Consider the following 15,003-nt stretch of genomic DNA (forward strand, 5'->3'; position numbering starts at 1 on the left):
ACCCGCCGAAGCGGGTTTAGAAGTCGCAGAAATAATTTTCAACGAGAAACTCATTCCCACTCAATCGTCGCCGGCGGCTTCCCCGAAATGTCATACACCACTCGGTTCAACCCGCGCACTTCATTGATGATCCGGTTCGATACTTTACCAAGCAGCGTGTGCGGCAGGTGCGCCCACTGCGCCGTCATGAAGTCCAGCGTTTGCACCGCGCGCAAGGCCACCACGTATTCATACGTGCGGCCGTCGCCCATCACGCCCACCGATTTCACTGGCAAAAACACGGCGAAAGCCTGGCTGGTGGCTTCGTACCAGTTGGTTGGCGCCTTGCCCGGATCGATTCCGGCGACTGCCGGCAATTCGAACGGTGCATTGCGCAGCTCTTCGATGAAGATGGCGTCGGCTTCGCGCAGCAGGTCGGCATATTCTTTCTTGACTTCGCCGAGGATGCGCACGCCCAGGCCCGGGCCCGGGAACGGGTGGCGGTAGACCATGTCGTGCGGCAGGCCCAGGGCGACGCCTAGCTTGCGTACTTCGTCCTTGAACAGTTCGCGCAGCGGCTCGAGCAACTTAAGGTTCAGGGTTTCCGGCAGCCCGCCCACGTTATGGTGGCTCTTGATGGTCTGGCCCTTCTTGCCCTTGCCGGCCGATTCGATCACGTCCGGGTAAATCGTGCCCTGGGCCAGCCAGCGCGCATTGCTCAACTTGCCCGCTTCGACCTGGAATACCTCGACGAATTCGCGGCCGATGATCTTGCGCTTTTGCTCGGGGTCGGTGACGCCGGCCAGGTGGCCCATGAACTGGTCTTCGGCATCGATGCGGATGACCTTGACGCCCAGGTTCTTGGAGAACATGTCCATCACCATCTTGCCTTCGTCCTTGCGCAGCAGGCCGTGGTCGACGAAGACGCAGGTGAGCTGGTCGCCGATGGCGCGGTGGATCAAGGCTGCGGCCACGCTCGAGTCGACGCCGCCGGACAGGCCGAGGATCACCTCATCGGTGCCGACCTGCGCGCGGATTTTCTCGACAGCTTCGCCGATGTAGTCGGGCATGTTCCAGTCCGACTTGCAGCCGCAGATCTCGTGCACGAAGCGGCCGACAATGGCTTCGCCCTGGGTCGTGTGGGTGACTTCCGGATGGAACTGCAGCGCGTAGAAGCGGCGCTCTTCGTCGGCCATGGCCGCTACCGGGCAGCTGTCGGTCGAGCCCATCAGCTTGAAGCCGGGTGGCATCTCCAGCACCTTGTCGCCGTGGCTCATCCAGACGCGCAACATGCCGTGGCCTTCGTCGGTCACGAAATCGTTAATGCCATTGAGCAGCGCGGTATGGCCGCGGGCGCGCACCTCGGCGTAGCCGAACTCGCGCAGCTTGCCGTTTTCTACCTTACCGCCAAGCTGGGCGGCCATGGTCTGCATGCCGTAGCAAATGCCCAGCACCGGCACGCCGGCTTCGAACACGCTTTGCGGCGCTCGCGGCGAATCGCCTTCGAGGGTGGAATTGTGGCTGCCCGACAGGATGATGCCCGAGGCGCCGTACTCACGCACGAATTCCTCGCTGACGTCGTAGGGGAAGACTTCGGAAAAGACGCCGGCATCGCGCACGCGGCGCGCGATCAGCTGGGTAACCTGGGAACCGAAATCGAGAATGAGGATTTTAGAGTGCATGTGGGGGCAGCGATATTGGATGAATCGGGGTCAATAGCAAAAACGGCGCACAGGCGCCGTCCGGATGCTTACTCGGAACGGTAGTTCGGAGCTTCCTTGGTGATCTGCACATCGTGCACATGCGACTCGCGCATGCCCGCCGAGGTGATCTCGACGAACTCGGCCTTTTCGCGCAGTTCTTCGATGGTGGCGCAGCCGCAATAACCCATCGACTGGCGCACGCCGCCAACCAGCTGGAAGATAATCGCCAGCACGCTGCCCTTGTAGGCAACCCGGCCTTCGATACCTTCCGGCACGAACTTGTCGGCCTTGCTCGACGCGTCCTGGAAGTAGCGGTCGGCCGAACCTTCGGCCATTGCGCCCAGGCTGCCCATGCCTCGGTAGCTCTTGTAGCTGCGGCCCTGGTACAGGATGACTTCGCCCGGCGCTTCTTCGGTGCCGGCAAACATGCTACCCATCATGACGGTGTGTGCGCCCGCTGCCAGTGCCTTGGAAATATCGCCCGAGAAGCGGATGCCGCCGTCGGCGATGCAGGGCACGCCGGTGCCTTCGAGCTCCTTGGCCACGTTCGAGATCGCGGTGATCTGGGGCACGCCGACGCCGGCCACGATGCGGGTAGTGCAGATCGAGCCGGGACCGATGCCGACCTTGACTGCATCTGCGCCGTGTTCGACCAGCGCGCGCGCGGCTGCCGCGGTCGCGATATTGCCGCCGATGACGTCAACGTGGGGGAAACGTTCTTTGATCCATTTCACGCGGTCGAGAATGCCTTGCGAGTGGCCGTGCGCCGTATCGACCACCAGCACGTCGACACCGGCCGCCACCAGCAGTTCGATGCGCTCTTCGTCGCGCTGGCCCACGCCCACGGCCGCGCCCACCAGCAGCTTGCCCTGCGCATCTTTCGAAGCGAACGGGTGCTCATGCGATTTCTGGATATCCTTGACCGTGATCAGGCCGCGCAGCTCGAACTCGTCGTTGACGACCAGCACGCGCTCGAGGCGGTGCTTGTTCATCAGGCGCTTGGCCTCGACCGTATCGGCGTCGTCCTTGACGTAGACGAGTTTCTCGCGCGGCGTCATCTTGGCGCGGGCCTCGGCTTCCAGGTCCTCTTCGAAGCGCAAGTCGCGGTTGGTGATGATGCCGACCACCTGCTTGCCTTCGACCACCGGGAAGCCGCTAATGCCGTGCAATTGCGACAGCGCGATGACTTCGCGGATCTTCATGGTCGGCGGAATCGTGATCGGATCGCGCAGGACGCCTGCCTCGAAACGCTTGACGCGGGCCACTTCGCGGGCCTGGTCGCTTGGCCGCAAGTTCTTGTGGATAATGCCAATGCCACCCTCCTGCGCCATCGCGATCGCCAGGCGCGCTTCGGTCACGGTATCCATCGCTGCCGACAGCAGCGGGATGTTCAGCGTGATGTTTCGCGTCAGCTTGGTGCGAAGGGAGGTATTGGCCGGAAGAACATTGGAGTAGGCCGGGACGAGCAGCACATCATCGAAGGTGAGTGCTTTCTGGAGTAGACGCATAGCATTTTCCTATAGGCGCAAAAGCGAATTATACAGAAACTGGCCATGACTGTCGCCGGCATGCCCTATTTTCGGGCCGGGCCGCCCTTCCCGATTGACAGTCGCGGCCAAGCATGAGGAAATCCAGGTGTTACCTAAGGAAAACTTTTATGCGTCGCTTAGTCTCTCTCCTGCGCTCTCTCCTGCGCTCTCTCCTGCGCCTGGCCGCTGGCATTGCCGTGCTCGCAACCGCCCCGCTGGCGCACGCGCAATATGCGTGGGTCGGCGCCAACGGGGTGCGCCACTTCTCGGACCGGCCGCCGCCATCGTCGACACCTCAGCACCGGATATTGAAGGCACCAGGGCAGCTTGCTCCGCCGGCCCCGGCGCTGCCCAAGCCGCCGGCAAGCTTGGCCGAGCGTGAAGCGGCCTACCGCGAGCGCGTCAAGCTGCGCGAGGAACAAGGCAAGACAGACCAGCAGGAAGCCCGGCGCCAGCGCGACCTGGCCGAGCGGTGCCAGTCGGCGCGCCAGGTGAAAGCCGAGCTCGACTCCGGTGCGCGCATCGGGCGCATCGCCCCCGGCGGCGAGCGCAGCTTCATGACGGACGAAGAAAGGGCCGCAGCGGCGGCCCGGGCCAACCAGATCCTGGACGCGTGCCGCTAGCTGGCGCCCGCGCCTTGTATGCCGTCTTTCCTGGCAGCGCGCCGGCGCCGTGAATCCTTCGGGTCGGCTACCAGCGGCCGGTAGATCTCGATGCGATCGCCCTCGCGCAGCAGCGTGTCGAGGGTTTTCTTCTTGGCGAAAATCCCCACCGGCTGCGTGCTCAGGTTAATGTCTGGATAGGTCTGCAGCACGCCGCTGATCTCGATGGCCTGGCCGATTGTTGTGCCAGGCGCGACCGCGAGCGGGCGCAGGTATTCGTCGCCTGCCCTGGCGTAGCAGACAGTGACGTGCAACAGCTCATCCATAGATGGTTTCAGCGCGCTTGCAGAAGGAGTCGACCATGTTGTTGGCGATCATGCCGAACACCGGGCCGATGATCTGTTCGAGGATGATGCTCGAGAACTCGTAATGCATGTCGAACTCGATCTTGCAGGCATCGGCGCGCAGCGCCTTGAAGTTCCAGGTTCCTTCGAGCATCTTGAACGGGCCGTCGACCAGGTGCATTTTCATCTGGGTCGGCCGGTTGTTGTGGTTCGACGTGGTAAAGCTTTGCTTCACGCCGTGAAAATTAATTTGAAGGTTGGCCACCAGCTTGTCGTCGGTTCGCTCGATGATCTTCACGCCGCCGCACCATGGGAGGAATTTCGGATAATCTTCCACCTTGGCGACCAGGTCGAACATCTGCTCCGCGCTATAGCCGAGAAAAACTGATTTGTGCACTACTGCCATTGGTCAACCGTTTGTTATGATGTTGGATAAGTTGTATTTTGGGCATGCGGTGTGCACAGGGTGTGCACGCCTTCGCCGCAGCAGTAGTTTAACCGAGACGCGGATTTTCGTTATTTCATGAGCATCGTTGACAACAAAAAAGCATTTTTCGACTACTTCATCGAGGACCGCTACGAGGCCGGCATCGTGCTCGAAGGATGGGAAATCAAGGCCATCCGCGAAGGCAAGGTCCAGATCAAGGAAGCCTATGTGGTCGTGCGCGGCGACGAGCTGTTTCTCTTCGGCGCCCACATCAGCGCGCTGACCAGTGCCTCGAGTTTCAGCCATCCCGAGGCGCTGCGCACCCGCAAGCTGCTGCTGCACCGCGCCGAGATGGACAAGCTGGTCGGCAAGGTCGAGCGCTCCGGCTATACGCTGGTGCCGCTGAACCTGCACTTCAAGGGCGGCCGCGTGAAATGCGAGATTGGCCTGGCCAAGGGCAAGAAGCAGCACGACAAACGCTCCACCGAGAAAGACCGCGACGCCAAGCGCGAAGTCGCCGCGGCGATGAAGCAGAACACGCGCTGACCACGCGCTGACCAAGCGTCTCTAGGCCGCCGGCCTGGCCAGGCGCAGGCTGAGGCGCCACATCAGGAAACTGAGCAGGCAGCCGAGCGCGGCGCCGCTGGCGAGCTTGAACGCGCTGTCGAACAGCAGCGGCGCCACCAGTCCCGACACCAGCGCGAACGACATCATCTGGATGAAGCCGACCATCGAGGCGGCCAGCCCGCGATTGTGCGGGAACAGTCCCATCGCCGACAACTGGATGCCGGGCATGGCAAGCGCCAGCCCGAAGGTGAACACGGCCAGCGGCAGCACCGCCCACGGCACCGCCGCCGGGAACAGCGCGTTGTAGCCGACATTGAGCAGCGAACCGATCGCCATCACCACATACCCGGTGCGCAGCAGCCGCCCGGGCGGCGCTTTGGCGGCGCCCCTGCCGGCCCAGGCCGAGCCGAGCATCATGCCGCCGACCAGCGGCACGAACATCCAGCCAAAGGCGGTTTCCGGCAGCTGCAAGATCTGCATGACGAAGTGGGCGGCCGAACCGATATACAGCGCCAGGGCGCCGAACACCAAGCCCAGCGACAGCGCCAGCGTCAGGAATTGTGGGTTGCGCAGCACCAGCAGGTAGTTGGCGGCGATGGTCGACGGATGAAAGCGCTGGCGCTTTTCGCATGGCAGGCTCTCGGGCAGCATGCGCCACACCATCAGCATCATCAGCGCGCCGAAGACCGCCAGGAAGACGAAGGTCGAGCGCCAGCCGAAGTTCACGTGCAGCCAGCCGCCCAGCACCGGCGCGATGGCCGGCGCCAGGCCGAACACCATCATGATTTGCGACATCATCTTCTGTGCCTGGGCGCCGCTGAAGCGGTCCTGCACGATGGCCTGCCCGATGACCGAACCGGCGCCCGCCGACAAGCCTTGCAGCGCCCGGAAAAACAGCAGCCAGCCGAAGCTCGGCGCATTGGCCGCGCCTATCGAGGCCAGCGTATAGAGCGTGAGCGCACCGAACACCACCGGCCGGCGCCCGAAGGAATCGGACAGGGTGCCGTAGAACAGCATCATGAACGCGAAGGTGAACAGGAACACGCTCAGGGTCTGCTGCACGGCCACCGGCCCGACCCCGAATTCTTCGCCGATGGCGGGCATCGACGGCAGGTAGGTATCGATCGCCAGGGCGCCGATCATGCCGAGGCAGGCCAGCATGATGGTCAGGAGTCGCTGCATGGTAGTGCCTTATGAAGGAGCCGGCACTGCAACACGCGCGCTTCCGGCGGACCGGATTGTACTCAATTTCGCGCCTGCCAACCTGGCAACCACCATCAATGACATGGGACGGCGCCCAGCCTGAAGCTGCGCGCTGTCAGCGCAGCGAAATGCCGAAGCGCTCGAAGCGTGGCATCCAGTCGCCCTGGTAATCGGCCGACACCAGGATGCCCTCGGCGCGCCCGATCAGCAGGTGGCGCGGCACGAAGCCAATGATGCGCGAATCGGCGCTGTTGTCGCGGTTGTCGCCCAATACCAAAAAGCCGTCCGGCGGCACCGTCACTGGCCCGAAATCGCGCGCCACGGCGCGTTGCGGCAGCAGCTGGATGCGGTGGCTGCGGCCGTCGATTGCCTCGACCATGCGCAGCGCGTCCATGGTCATGCCGTCGGCCGGCTCGCGCACCACCGCTTCGAGCGAATACGTCGATTCCACGCCGTTGATGAGCAGGCGTTCGTTGCGCATCTCGACGCGCTCGCCCGGCAGCGCCAGCACGCGCTTGATCAGGCGGGTGCCGTCGTGGGGCGAACTGAAGGTGACAACATCGCCGCGGCGGGGTTCGCCCGTGCGCGCCACCACCACGTCGGTCAGCGGCAGTTTGACCTGGTAGGCCAGGCGGTTGACCAGGACCACGTCGCCTTCGAGCAGGCTGGGACGCATTGAGCTCGACGGAATCGGGTTCCAGTCTGCCACCGCCGTGCGAAATACGCCGAACAGCAGCATGAACAGCAAAAAACCCTTGTTGGCGCGTATGAAGCCTGTCATCGAACGTCCCTCCATGTGGTGATGGGATCGTTATACGCCGGTCAGCTTTGGCGATGCTTAAACGTTAAGCGTGCTGCATGCTTTCAGCGCCGTGCGGGCGCACGGCGCAAGCCATGCCAGGCACCGACGGCAACCGGGGCGCCCAGGGTGACGGCCGAGACCAGGTCCCACACGCCGTCGCCCAGCAAGGCCGCGACCAGGCCGATGGCGGTCAGGACCGCCAGCAGCAGCGGCATGCGCCAGATCTGCGCGCGGGTCCGGATCATGGAGCCAGCGCCGGTGCGTCCGGGGCGTCCGGGGCGTCTGGCACCATGGCGCGCGCCTGCATCGCGCTCCGGGTGGCGCGGCCACGCTTGAACCACAGGTACAAGCCGCTGCCCAGCACGAACATGGTCGCGATGTCGAGCAAAGCCCACAGCAGCTTCATGGCCTGGCCGCCGTAGTCGCCGAAGTGCAGCGGTTGCGACAGCAGCAGCGCAGTGAGGTACCAGGGCAGCTCGCGGCGGTCGGTGATCGCGCCGGTGGCGGCATCGATCAGCACCGGCTTGTACAGGCGCGCACTGAACGCCTCGTCGCCGCGCATGAACACGCCATAGTGGTGCGGGCTGCTGAACGGGGTGCCAGGAAACGCCACGAAGCCGACCTGCATGCCCGGCTCGGCGCTTTCGGCGAGCCGGATCGCGTCATGGATCGACGCCAGCTGGTCGAGCTTCGGCTGGCCTTCGTAGGGTTTGAGCATCTCGGCCACTTCGGTCGCCTGCCAGTACTTAAGCAGCAGGTCGGCCCAGGTGTTGACCATGCCGGTGGCGCCGACCACGAATACCCAGACCAGGGTGACGATGCCGAGCAGGTTGTGCAGGTCGAGCCACTTGACGACCTTGCTGCGTTCCTGGCGCACGGTGCCGAAATCGAGCTTGCGCATGAAGGGCGCATACAGCACCGCCCCGCTGACGACGGCGACCAGCAACAAAAGCCCCATGAAGCCCAGGAACAGCATCCCGTATTGGCCCGCGAACAGGTCCACGTGCAGGCGCAGCATGGTCGACATGAACACGCCGCCTTCGAAAGCCGGCTCGGTGATTACCTTGGTGGTGCGGGCATCGACCGCGATCGGCTTGTAGGCCTCGTCGTTCGGATGGTCGCCCAGGGTGACGTTCCAGATCGCCGGCTGGTCAGCCTCCTGCGACATGTACATCGGAATTTTGCTGGGATACAGGGCCCGGGCCGAAGCCAGCACGGCATCGATATTGCCGCGCGGCGGATTGGCCGCGAGCTGCGCCGGCAAGGCCGGCGGCTCGACATCGGTGCCCAGCAGGTGGCCGATCTCGTGGTGGTAGATCAGCGGCAGGCCGGTAAGGCACAGCAGCAGCATGAAGATGGTACAGACCAGGCTGCTCCACTTGTGGATCCAGCTCCAGCGGCGCAGCTTGGTGGGTGTCATGGGCGAGACGTGGCGGTTGCGCAATGCGTTGAGCGACAAATAGTAATCGTTCTCATTTACAGGCGCAAGCCAAAACAGCTAGAATGATACTTATTCTCATCTAGATAAAGAGCTTCGCCCATGAAATCCTTCAGCCTTTCGCTGCGCCTGACTCCCACCGCCCTGGCCGCTTCGCTGCTTGCCGCCAGCGCCTGTGCGCAGGACCCTGCCCTCCCCGTCGAGCCGGTCGCTACGGTCGCCACGGTTGTCGTGAGCGCGTCGGCCGATGCCTCGCGCCAGGGCTTGAGCGCAAGCTATGCCGGTGGCCAGGTCGCGCGCGGCGGCCGGCTTGGCCTGCTGGGCAATGTGGACATGATGGACACGCCGTTCAATTCCATGAATTACACCCAGGCCTTGATCCAGGACCAGCAGGCGCGCAGCGTCGCCGACGTGGTGCAGAACGATCCATCGGTGCGGGTGGCGCGCGGCTTCGGCAACTTCCAGGAACTGTACGTGATCCGTGGCTTTGCGGTGAACTCGGACGACCTGGCCTACAACGGTTTGTACGGCATGCTGCCGCGCCAGTTCGTGGCCTCGGAACTGCTCGAGCGCGTAGAAGTGCTGCGCGGCGCGAACAGCTTCGTGAACGGCGCCGCGCCCGGCGGCGGCGGCATCGGCGGCGCAATCAACCTGCTGCCCAAGCGCGCCCCGAATGCGCCGCTGAGCCAGGTGACGGCCGGCGTGGAAACCGGTGGCCAGGCCTATGTGGCAACCGATGTCGCGCGCCGTTTCGGCGACCAGGCACGCCTCGGCGTGCGCGTGAACGCGGTGCGCCGCGACGGCGAGACCGCGGTCGAGCGTGAGAACCGGGAACTGAGCCTGGTTGCGGTCGGCGTCGACTACCGCGGCCGCGGCTACCGCCTGTCGGCCGACGTCGGCCACCAGGACCACCAGCTGCGCGGCGCGCGTCCGAGCGTGACGCTGGGCGCTGGCGTGCCGATGGTGGCCGCGCCCGAGGCCGACAGCAACTTCGCCCAGCCCTGGACCTATTCGAGCGAGCGCGATACCTTCGGCACCCTGCGCGGCGAAGCCGACCTGCCAGGCGGCGCCACCGCATGGGCGGCGCTGGGCATGCGCTCGGGAACCGAATCGAACATCATCTCGTCGCCGACCGTTACCGCGCCTAACGGCAACGCCACGATGGCGCGCTTCGATAATAGCCGCGAAGACCAGGTCCGCACCGGCGAGATCGGCCTGCGCCACAGCCTGCGCACCGGCACCGTCTCGCACCAGCTCAGCGCTTCGGTGGCGGGCTTTCATTCCGAGTCGAACAACGCCTACGCCCTCAGCGATTTCGCGGGTTTTGCCTCGAACATCTACCGCCCGCTGGACGTGGCCGCGCCATCGAACGCCTTCTTCACCGGCGGCGTGCTGGCCAATCCACTGCTGACGCAGAAAACCATCCTGTCGAGCGTGGCCGTGGCTGACACCCTGGGCCTGCTGGACGAGCGCGTGCTGCTCACCGTGGGCGCGCGCCACCAGAAAATCAAGGATGTCGGCTACGACTACGGCACCGGTGCGCCGAATGCCCGCTACGAAAAGAGCGAACTGACGCCAGTGGCCGGCATTGTCTACAAGCCGATGAAAAGCGTCTCGGTGTATGCGAACTACAGCGAAGCGCTGCAGCGCGGCCCAGTGGCCGCGGGCACCGACATCGTGAACGTGGGCGAGGTATTCGCGCCCTATGTCTCGCGCCAGAAAGAAGTCGGCGTCAAGTTCGACGGCGGCAAGCTGGGGATTACCGCCGCCGCCTTCACCACCTCGCAGCCGAGCGCCTTCGTTCAAGACCGCCGCTTCGGGCTGTACGGCGAGCAGCGCAACCGCGGCCTGGAGCTGACCGTGTTCGGCACCCCGGTGCGCGGGGTACGCCTGCTGGGCGGCCTGACCGTGCTCGAGGCCGAACAGCGCAAGAACGCGGGCGGCGCCAACCAGGGCAAGGATGCGATCGGCGTGCCGGGAACCCAGGTCAATCTTGGCGCCGAATGGGACCTGCCCGGCGTGCCGGGGCTGTCGCTCAATGCACGCGCCCTGCATACCTCGACCCAGTACGCCGACGCGGCCAATACCCAGAAGCTGCCATCGTGGTCGCGCCTGGACATCGGCGCCAACTACAGCACCCGCTTGATGGACCGCGCCCTGACCCTGCGCGCGCGCATCGACAATGTCACCGACAAGAACTACTGGGCGTCGGCGGGCGGCTATCCAGGCTTTGGCTACCTGGTGCTGGGCGCGCCGCGCAGCGTGGTGCTGTCGGCGACGCTCGATTTCTGATGGCCAGGGCGTTCGCCGAGGCAGGGGCGAGCGCTATTTCTGCGACTTGACGATCTGCAGCGCACTGGCAATGACGCTGCTCATCTCGCCCATGTTGGCCGGGACGATCAAGGTGTTGTTGGTCTTGGCCAGATTGCCGAAGGCGTCGACATAATGCTCGGCCACGCGCAGGTTGACCGCGTCGGTTCCGCCCGGCTCGCGAATGGCGGCGCCCACCTGGCGCAGCGCGGCAGCGCTGGCTTCGGCCAGTGCGACGATGGCGCTGGCTTCGCCCTGCGCGCGGTTGATCGCCGCCTGGCGTTCGCCTTCCGAGCGCAGCGTGGCCGCTTCGCGCTCGCCGCTGGCGATGTTGATCTGTTCCTGGCGCCGGCCTTCCGAGCCTGCGATCAGCGCGCGCTTTTCGCGCTCGGCGGTGATCTGGCGCTGCATTGCGTGCAGGATCTCGGCCGGCGGGGTCAGGTCCTTGATCTCGTAGCGCAGCACCTTCACGCCCCAGTTGGCGGCCGATTCGTCGATCGCGTTGACGATGGTGGTGTTGATGTGATCGCGCTCCTCGAAGGTCTTGTCGAGTTCCATCTTGCCGATCACCGAGCGCAGCGTGGTCTGCGCCAGCTGGGTGATGGCCTGGATGTAGTTGGACGAGCCATACGACGCACGCATTGCGTCGGTCACCTGGAAATACAGGATGCCGTCGACCTGCAGCTGGGTGTTGTCGCGGGTGATGCAGACCTGCGGCGGCACGTCGAGCGGGATCTCCTTGAGGCTGTGCTTGTAGGCGATACGGTCGATGAAGGGCACCACGATGTTCAGCCCTGGTCCCAGCGTCGCATGGTATTTGCCGAGGCGCTCGACCACCAGCGCATGCTGCTGCGGCACCACATTGATCGTCTTGAAGATGAAGACCAGGGCGATGATGAAAAACACCACTGCAACCATGCTGAAGGAAATTTCCATGAGTATCCCTAATAGATGACTAGTTATTTATCTGAAAAGCTTATGAATCACCGGCTCATGCGTTCGCCAGGATCAGGCGATTGCCGCGCACCTCGACAATGCGAAACTCGCCTGCCTCGGGCAGCGCGCCGGGACTGAGTTCGACATCCCACGGCGCGCCGCGGTACATGACGCGCGCCCGTCCCTGCTGCCACTCGGCGACGGCGACGCGCTGGCCGATGTCGAGGTTGACGTTACGGTCGCGCGAGGCCTCGGTGCGCGCCGGCCGCCCAAAGCGGCTGCGGTGCAAGATCGCGGTGGCCGCCAGTCCGAGCGCCGCCGCCACGAAAGTCTGGACCGATCCGTTCGCACCCGACCAGGCAGCCAGTGCGCCGGCGGCCAAGCCGATGGCGATCATCAAGAGGTAGAAGGTGCCGGTGAACAGTTCGGCGATCACGAGAATGCCGGCGCCTACCAGCCAGCCCATCCAATCGGTCATGGGTGTCACTCCTTTCCAGGTTCAAAACAGTAAAAAACCCCCGCGGCCTGCATAGGCGGCGAGGGTTCGGCAAAACTGGAGCGCTTGCGGATTCTGTGCCTTCGGGCGTAGCTCGATCGAAGCCAGTGTAGCAGGTCTGGGCACCGGCAGAAGCCACGCCGACGACGATTATCGCAGGCGCATAAAGTCGGGTTGCAGGCGCTTGATTACTGCGAAGCGAGCTTCTTCCAGGTATCGATCACCGAGTCCGGGTTGAGCGACATCGACTCGATGCCTTCTGCCACCAGCCATTGCGCGAAGTCGGGATGGTCCGACGGCCCCTGGCCGCAGATACCGATGTACTTGCCCTTGGCACGGCACGCCTTGATCGCCAGCGACAGCATCGCCTTGACCGCAGGATCGCGCTCGTCGAAGTCCTTGGCCAGCAGCTCCATGCCGGAATCGCGGTCCAGGCCCAGGGTGAGCTGGGTCAGGTCGTTCGAGCCGATCGAGAAGCCGTCGAAATATTCCAGGAACTGCTCGGCCAGGATGGCATTGGACGGCACTTCGCACATCATGATGACGCGCAGGCCGTTTTCACCGCGCTTGAGGCCGTACTTGGCGAGCAGCTCGATGACCTTTTCGGCCTGGCCCAGCGTGCGCACGAACGGGATCATCAGCTCGACGTTGGTCAGGCCCATGTCGTTGCGGACCCGCTTCATTGCCGTGCATTCCATTTCGAATGCTTCGGCGAAGTCGTCGGCCAGGTAGCGCGCCGCGCCGCGGAAGCCCAGCATCGGGTTTTCTTCGTCCGGCTCGTAGCGCGAACCGCCGATCAGCTTCTTGTACTCGTTCGACTTGAAGTCGGACAGGCGCACGATCACCGGCTTGGGCCAGAACGCCGCGCCGATGGTGGCCACGCCCTCGGCCAGCTTGTCGACATAGAAGGCGCGTGGCGATGCATGGCCGCGCGCCACCGATTCGACCGCCTTTTTCAGGTCGGCATCGATGTTCGGATACTCGAGGATGGCCTTCGGGTGCACGCCGATGTTGTTGTTGATGATGAATTCGAGGCGCGCCAGGCCGACGCCGTTGTTGGGCACCGACTGGAAGTCGAAGGCCAGCTGCGGGTTGCCGACGTTGAGCATGATCTTGGTCTTGATCGGCGGCAGTTCGCCGCGCGCGACTTCGGTGACCTCGGTTTCGAGCAGGCCGTCGTAGATGCGGCCTTCGTCGCCTTCGGCGCACGAGACCGTGACGAAGGTGCCGTCCTTGAGCACTTCGGTGGCGTCGCCGCAGCCGACGACCGCCGGCACGCCGAGTTCACGCGCGATGATCGCCGCATGGCAGGTACGCCCGCCCCGGTTGGTGACGATGGCGGCGGCGCGCTTCATGACCGGCTCCCAGTTCGGATCGGTCATGTCGGCCACCAGCACGTCGCCCGGCTGCACGCGTTCCATGTCGGCCGGGTCGGTGATCACGCGCACCGGACCGGCGCCGATCTTCTGGCCGATGGCCCGGCCCGAGGTCAACACGGTGCCGGAACCCTTGAGGCTGAAGCGCTGCTGCGCGTCGGTGGTCTTCTGCTGCGACTTGACGGTTTCCGGACGCGCCTGCAGGATGTAGAGTTTGCCGTCGCGGCCATCCTTGCCCCACTCGATATCCATCGCGCGGCCGTAGTGGTTTTCGATGATGACGGCGTATTTCGCCAGCTCGACCACTTCGGAGTCGAGCAGCGAATAGCGGTTGCGCATTTCGATCGGCACGTCGACGGTCTTGACCGAACGGCCGGCCTTGGCTTCGGCGGTGAACTCCATCTTGATCAGCTTCGAGCCGATGTTGCGGCGGATCACCGCCGACTTGCCCTGCGCAAGCATCGGCTTGTGCACGTAGAACTCGTCCGGGTTGACCGCGCCCTGCACCACGGTCTCGCCCAGGCCGTAGCTCGAGGTCACGAACACCACGTCCTTGAAGCCCGACTCGGTGTCGATGGTGAACATCACGCCCGAGGCGCCGGTGTCGGAACGCACCATGCGCTGCACGCCGGCCGACAACGCCACTTCGGCGTGGGTGAAGCCCTTGTGGACGCGGTAGGAGATCGCGCGGTCGTTGTAGAGCGACGCGAAGACGTGCTTCATCGCCTCGAGCACGTTGTCGATGCCGACCACGTTCAGGAACGATTCCTGTTGGCCCGCGAACGACGCATCAGGCAAGTCTTCGGCGGTGGCCGACGAGCGCACGGCGAACGACATTTCGGTTTCCGAATCGGCCACCAGGCGCTCGTAGTAGTCGCGGATTTCCTGTTCCAGGCGCGGCTGGAACGGGGTGGCGACGATCCACTGGCGGATTTCGGCGCCAGCAGCGGCCAGGGCGCGCACGTCGTCGGTATCGAGGCCGACCAGGCGGGCGGCGATGCGTTCGCCGAGCGAACTGGCGCCAGCGTCGATGCGGTGGTCAAGAAAATCGCGGAAGGCGTCGGCCGTGGTGGCAAAACCGCCAGGCACGCGCACGCCGGCGCCGGCCAGCTGGCTGATCATCTCGCCGAGCGATGCGTTCTTGCCGCCGACCGATTCGACATCGGTCATGCGCAGGTTCTCGAACGATGCGACATAGGTGCGCGAGGCGCTGTTCGATCCTTGGTCCGGCTCCTTCATTGCTGCTACAGACAGGTTGGTCATGGTGAAACACCCTTACTTGATGATAGAA

Annotated in this window: 14 protein-coding genes; 3 read left to right on the plus strand and 11 right to left on the minus strand. The window is 64.3% G+C overall.

What is annotated here, in order from left to right; translation table 11 throughout:
• Positions 1-50 precede the first annotated feature (50 nt).
• Together guaA and guaB are read right to left on the minus strand one after the other, a co-directional pair.
• The gene (gene guaA, locus NRS07_RS11855) at positions 51-1,661 is read right to left on the minus strand and encodes a glutamine-hydrolyzing GMP synthase (protein WP_259207110.1); all 1,611 of its coding nucleotides are present in this window, start codon (positions 1,659-1,661) and stop codon (positions 51-53) included.
• A gap of 68 nt (positions 1,662-1,729) precedes the next feature.
• On the minus strand, positions 1,730-3,190 hold the full coding sequence (gene guaB / locus NRS07_RS11860; RefSeq protein ID WP_259207112.1) for an IMP dehydrogenase: 1,461 nt from the start codon (positions 3,188-3,190) through the stop codon (positions 1,730-1,732).
• 149 nt (positions 3,191-3,339) lie between these two features.
• Here guaB and NRS07_RS11865 point away from each other — a divergent pair, with 149 nt between their 5' ends.
• Positions 3,340-3,834, plus strand: coding sequence for a DUF4124 domain-containing protein (locus NRS07_RS11865; RefSeq protein WP_259207114.1), 495 nt, complete (start codon positions 3,340-3,342; stop codon positions 3,832-3,834).
• On the opposite strand, the gene NRS07_RS11870 is transcribed toward NRS07_RS11865, so the two are convergent.
• A complete protein-coding gene (locus tag NRS07_RS11870; RefSeq protein WP_259207116.1) occupies positions 3,831-4,139 on the minus strand; it encodes an RnfH family protein in 309 nt (102 codons plus the stop codon). The genes NRS07_RS11865 and NRS07_RS11870 overlap by 4 nt on opposite strands.
• Positions 4,132-4,563 carry a type II toxin-antitoxin system RatA family toxin gene (locus NRS07_RS11875; RefSeq protein ID WP_259207117.1) on the minus strand — a complete coding sequence of 144 codons (432 nt, stop codon included), beginning with the start codon at positions 4,561-4,563 and terminating at the stop codon, positions 4,132-4,134. The genes NRS07_RS11870 and NRS07_RS11875 overlap by 8 nt, the downstream gene beginning before the upstream one ends.
• Positions 4,564-4,680: 117 nt before the next feature.
• On the opposite strand from NRS07_RS11875, the gene smpB reads away from it, so the two are divergent.
• Positions 4,681-5,130 carry an SsrA-binding protein SmpB gene (gene smpB / locus NRS07_RS11880; protein ID WP_259207119.1) on the plus strand — a complete coding sequence of 150 codons (450 nt, stop codon included), beginning with the start codon at positions 4,681-4,683 and terminating at the stop codon, positions 5,128-5,130.
• A gap of 21 nt (positions 5,131-5,151) precedes the next feature.
• Here the strand turns inward: smpB and NRS07_RS11885 are convergent, their stop codons facing one another.
• The 4 genes from NRS07_RS11885 to NRS07_RS11900 all read right to left on the minus strand — a co-directional run bounded on the left by NRS07_RS11885 (position 5,152) and on the right by NRS07_RS11900 (position 8,576).
• Entirely contained in the window at positions 5,152-6,333 is a 1,182-nt protein-coding gene (locus tag NRS07_RS11885; RefSeq protein ID WP_259207121.1) for a multidrug effflux MFS transporter, read from the minus strand.
• A gap of 136 nt (positions 6,334-6,469) precedes the next feature.
• A complete protein-coding gene (lepB, locus tag NRS07_RS11890) occupies positions 6,470-7,135 on the minus strand; it encodes a signal peptidase I (protein WP_259207123.1) in 666 nt (221 codons plus the stop codon).
• Positions 7,136-7,218: 83 nt separating this feature from the next.
• Positions 7,219-7,401: a hypothetical protein gene (locus NRS07_RS11895; RefSeq protein WP_259207125.1), complete on the minus strand. Its 183-nt coding sequence runs from the start codon at positions 7,399-7,401 to the stop codon at positions 7,219-7,221.
• Entirely contained in the window at positions 7,398-8,576 is a 1,179-nt protein-coding gene (locus NRS07_RS11900; RefSeq protein ID WP_259207127.1) for a PepSY domain-containing protein, read from the minus strand. Before NRS07_RS11900 ends, NRS07_RS11895 begins: the two co-directional genes overlap by 4 nt.
• A 120-nt stretch (positions 8,577-8,696) precedes the next feature.
• Here NRS07_RS11900 and NRS07_RS11905 point away from each other — a divergent pair, with 120 nt between their 5' ends.
• Positions 8,697-10,886 (plus strand): TonB-dependent siderophore receptor, encoded by a 2,190-nt coding sequence (locus NRS07_RS11905; RefSeq protein WP_259207129.1) that lies wholly within the window; start codon positions 8,697-8,699, stop codon positions 10,884-10,886.
• Between the two features lie 33 nt (positions 10,887-10,919).
• Here NRS07_RS11905 and NRS07_RS11910 read toward each other — a convergent pair whose 3' ends face one another.
• From NRS07_RS11910 to ppsA, 3 genes are all read right to left on the minus strand, one after another.
• Complete coding sequence (locus NRS07_RS11910; RefSeq protein ID WP_259207131.1) at positions 10,920-11,840, minus strand: SPFH domain-containing protein; 921 nt, start codon at positions 11,838-11,840, stop codon at positions 10,920-10,922.
• 55 nt (positions 11,841-11,895) lie between these two features.
• Positions 11,896-12,318, minus strand: a complete 423-nt coding sequence (locus NRS07_RS11915) for an NfeD family protein (RefSeq protein ID WP_259207132.1) — start codon at positions 12,316-12,318, stop codon at positions 11,896-11,898.
• Between the two features lie 206 nt (positions 12,319-12,524).
• Positions 12,525-14,951 carry a phosphoenolpyruvate synthase gene (ppsA, locus tag NRS07_RS11920; protein ID WP_259213194.1) on the minus strand — a complete coding sequence of 809 codons (2,427 nt, stop codon included), beginning with the start codon at positions 14,949-14,951 and terminating at the stop codon, positions 12,525-12,527.
• Positions 14,952-15,003 lie beyond the last annotated feature (52 nt).

The organism is Massilia sp. H6, assembly GCF_024802625.1.
Classification (GTDB): domain Bacteria; phylum Pseudomonadota; class Gammaproteobacteria; order Burkholderiales; family Burkholderiaceae_D; genus Telluria.

Coding starts and splice junctions, on each gene's coding strand:
- guaA (WP_259207110.1), bottom strand. CDS start 1,661: ATGCACTCTAAAATCCTCATTCTCGATTTCGGTTCCCAGGTTACCCAG.
- guaB (WP_259207112.1), bottom strand. CDS start 3,190: ATGCGTCTACTCCAGAAAGCACTCACCTTCGATGATGTGCTGCTCGTC.
- NRS07_RS11865 (WP_259207114.1), top strand. CDS start 3,340: ATGCGTCGCTTAGTCTCTCTCCTGCGCTCTCTCCTGCGCTCTCTCCTG.
- NRS07_RS11870 (WP_259207116.1), bottom strand. CDS start 4,139: ATGGATGAGCTGTTGCACGTCACTGTCTGCTACGCCAGGGCAGGCGAC.
- NRS07_RS11875 (WP_259207117.1), bottom strand. CDS start 4,563: ATGGCAGTAGTGCACAAATCAGTTTTTCTCGGCTATAGCGCGGAGCAG.
- smpB (WP_259207119.1), top strand. CDS start 4,681: ATGAGCATCGTTGACAACAAAAAAGCATTTTTCGACTACTTCATCGAG.
- NRS07_RS11885 (WP_259207121.1), bottom strand. CDS start 6,333: ATGCAGCGACTCCTGACCATCATGCTGGCCTGCCTCGGCATGATCGGC.
- lepB (WP_259207123.1), bottom strand. CDS start 7,135: ATGACAGGCTTCATACGCGCCAACAAGGGTTTTTTGCTGTTCATGCTG.
- NRS07_RS11895 (WP_259207125.1), bottom strand. CDS start 7,401: ATGATCCGGACCCGCGCGCAGATCTGGCGCATGCCGCTGCTGCTGGCG.
- NRS07_RS11900 (WP_259207127.1), bottom strand. CDS start 8,576: ATGACACCCACCAAGCTGCGCCGCTGGAGCTGGATCCACAAGTGGAGC.
- NRS07_RS11905 (WP_259207129.1), top strand. CDS start 8,697: ATGAAATCCTTCAGCCTTTCGCTGCGCCTGACTCCCACCGCCCTGGCC.
- NRS07_RS11910 (WP_259207131.1), bottom strand. CDS start 11,840: ATGGAAATTTCCTTCAGCATGGTTGCAGTGGTGTTTTTCATCATCGCC.
- NRS07_RS11915 (WP_259207132.1), bottom strand. CDS start 12,318: ATGACCGATTGGATGGGCTGGCTGGTAGGCGCCGGCATTCTCGTGATC.
- ppsA (WP_259213194.1), bottom strand. CDS start 14,951: ATGAAGGAGCCGGACCAAGGATCGAACAGCGCCTCGCGCACCTATGTC.